The organism is Gemmiger formicilis (genome assembly GCF_016901605.1).
Classification (GTDB): domain Bacteria; phylum Bacillota; class Clostridia; order Oscillospirales; family Ruminococcaceae; genus Gemmiger; species Gemmiger formicilis_B.
In genome coordinates this window covers 1-3,077 of sequence record NZ_JACJKP010000246.1, presented here as the reverse complement: position 1 = coordinate 3,077, position 3,077 = coordinate 1, and the positions used below count along the sequence as shown (strand labels likewise).

Annotated in this window: 2 protein-coding genes; both read left to right on the top strand. The window is 52.8% G+C overall.

The features are described 5' to 3' along the window. Nucleotides 1–1,709: glycoside hydrolase family 3 C-terminal domain-containing protein (locus H6B10_RS13625; RefSeq protein ID WP_204652102.1), on the top strand; the 1,709-nt coding region annotated here is incomplete at its 5' end. Between the two features lie 43 nt (nt 1,710–1,752). Then, complete coding sequence (locus tag H6B10_RS13620; protein ID WP_204652101.1) at nt 1,753–2,901, top strand: cysteine desulfurase family protein; 1,149 nt, start codon at nt 1,753–1,755, stop codon at nt 2,899–2,901. Nucleotides 2,902–3,077: the final 176 nt, after the last annotated feature.

Here is a 3,077-nt window from a genome sequence, read left to right as displayed (position 1 = left end):
GTATGCAGGGCGATGACCCGGACTATCTGCGCGCCGCTGCCTGCGCCAAGCATTTCGCAGTCCATTCTGGCCCTGAAGATCAGCGGCACTATTTTGATGCCAAAGTTTCCCAACAAGATTTGTGGGAAACGTACCTTCCGGCCTTTCGTGCACTTGTAAAGGAAGCCGGGGTGGAAGCAGTCATGGGGGCCTATAACCGCACAAACGGTGAACCGTGCTGCGGCAGCAAAACCCTTCTTGTGGACATTCTGCGCGGAAAGTGGAATTTCCAGGGGCATGTTACGTCCGACTGCTGGGCAATCAAGGATTTCCATGAAGGGCATATGGTCACGTCCGGCCCGGTGGATTCTGTGGCATTGGCCGTAAATAACGGGTGTGACCTCAACTGCGGCGATCTGTACGCGTATCTGGAAGAGGCTGTGGCAGAAGGCAAGGTCAAAGAGGAGACGATTGACCGAAGCCTGGTCCGGCTGTTTACGACCCGCATGAGATTAGGCATGTTTGATGCGGAAGAAAAGGTCCCCTATAACAAAATCGGGTATGATGCGGTAGATAGCCGGGAAATGCAGGCCCTGAACCTGGAAGTGGCCGAGAAGGTTCTGGTTCTGCTGAAAAATGAAAACCATACCTTGCCGCTGGATAAAAGTAAGCTGCATCGGGTCGCAGTGGTCGGACCGAATGCGGACAACCGTAAGGCTTTGGTTGGTAATTACGAGGGAACAGCATCCCGGTATGTGACGGTTCTGGATGGAATCCAGGAGTATCTGGGAGAAGATGTGCAGGTCCGTTACTCTGAGGGATGTCATCTGTATGCAGATAAGATTCAGGGACTGGCAAAATCCAATGAGCTTATCAGCGAAGTACGCGGCGTATGTGCGGAATGTGATGTGGTGATTTGCTGCCTGGGCTTGGATGCGGGCCTGGAAGGTGAAGAAGGCGACCAGGGAAACCAGTTTGCCAGCGGCGACAAGCAGTCTCTTTCTCTGCCGGGAAACCAGGAGTCTGTACTAAAAGCCTGCATCGAGAGCGGAAAACCTGTGGTGGTGGTGGTGCTGAGCGGCAGTGCGTTGGCCTTGGGCACTGCGCAGGAAGGGGCAGCCGCCGTTCTGCAGGCATGGTACCCCGGTGCCCAGGGCGGCCGGGCCGTAGCGCGTGCCTTGTTCGGGGAATGCAATCCGCAGGGTAAGCTGCCGGTCACTTTTTATCATTCGGATGAGGATCTGCCTGCATTCACGGATTATGCAATGAAGGGACGCACCTACCGCTATATGGAAAAAGAACCGCTTTACCCCTTCGGTTATGGCCTTTCTTACAGTCATTTTACCTTCCGTGATGCCAAAGCCGATGCTGCACAGATTGGGCCGGACGGTGTGGATGTAAGGGTAACGGTAGTCAACGACGGGCAGTACCGCGGCCGTGAAACCGTTGAAGTTTATGTCAAGGCCGAACGCCCTGGCACACCGAATGCGCAGCTGAAAGCACTGGCAAAAGTGGACCTTATGCCTGGGGAAGAAAAGTGCGTTACGCTGCATCTGCCGCAGTGTGCTTTTGCTCTTTGCAACGAGGAGGGCATTTCGGAAGTGCTGCCGGGTGAATATACCGTTTGGGTAGGAGGAAGTCAGCCCGATGCACGCAGCATCCTGCTGACGGGACAGAAACCACTCAACATCCTGCTGCATCAAAAGGAGAAAGTTGTTATCTCCGACTGATGTCCCCTCCTGAACCATTCTTCCGTTTGTTGGAGATGATTTGATGAGTGATACGATTTACGCAGATCACGCTGCTACGACCCCGCTTGAACCGGAAGCCTGGGAAGCGATGTGTTATTGGCTTACTAAGGATTTTTCCAATCCGGCAGCCTTGTATCGAAGTGGAATTGCTGCGCATCAAGCAGTAGAGCGAGCGCGCCAAAGTGTGGCAGAATGCCTGAGATGCAGCGCATCACAAATCTTTTTCACATCCGGCGGCAGCGAAAGCAACACGTGGGCAATCCTGAGCGGTGCCAGCAGAGCAGGCATCGGTAGCAGAGAAGTCGTCACTACGCCTATTGAACATCACTCGGTCGGTAGAGCATGCGCATCGCTAAAAAAAAGCGGAATAGCTACATATACGTTACCGGTCAGCGAAGAAGGGAAAATAGATTTGCCTGCCTTGCTGCGGGCTCTGGAACGGCAGCCCAGATTGGTGACCATTCAATACGCCAACAACGAGGTAGGCACGATTCAGGACATTCCTACCATTTCCACCCTTTGTCAAAAAAAAGGTGTATTGCTCCATGTAGATGCTGTACAGGCAGTAGGGCATATCCCCGTAGCATTAGACGGCATCGATTTTCTCAGTGCTTCCGCGCATAAATTTGGTGGCCCCAAAGGCATCGGCTTCCTTTATGCACGAAATCCAGCTTTGTTGAAACCTTTAATTTTTGGTGGCGAACAACAGAGCGGATTACGCCCTGGAACGGAACCGGTAGCTCAGATTGTAGGACTGGCATGCGCGCTCAAACTAGCCTGCAAACAGATGGAGCAGCATGCCGCATTCAAACGAATGTTAGCAGAAGAATTTTGCCAAACACTTCGTCAATCTTGGGCAGAAGTATATTTCAATAGTACCAAAGCAGGTTTGCCTGGTTTGGTTAGCGTGGGGCTGCCAGGCTACGAGGGTCAGAATCTTACCTACCGGCTAGATGTGGCCGGCGTGTGTGTTTCGCCGGGTGCTGCGTGCAATAACACAAGGAGCCGCAATGCCTCCCATGTATTGCTGGCCCTGGGGGGAACTGCGGCTCGTAATGCATTGTGTACACTTCGGTTTAGTTTTGGCCGGGCCAATCATTCCGGTGACGGAATCGAGGCTGCACAAAGGTTGGTGAAGATTCTTCAATCTATGCCCAAACGCCTGCTATGATTGCGTTCACAGAAACTTTTGTGCGAACCCTTCTAAGGGGGGCGGACGAACAGGGAAGTTGCCTGTTCGGTGCCCATTATTCTTGCGGCGCAGAAAAACCAAGCCCCAATTTTCTGAATTCGCTGGGTGTGCAGCCAATTTGAAATTTAAAAATGCGATTGAACGTGGCCAACGAA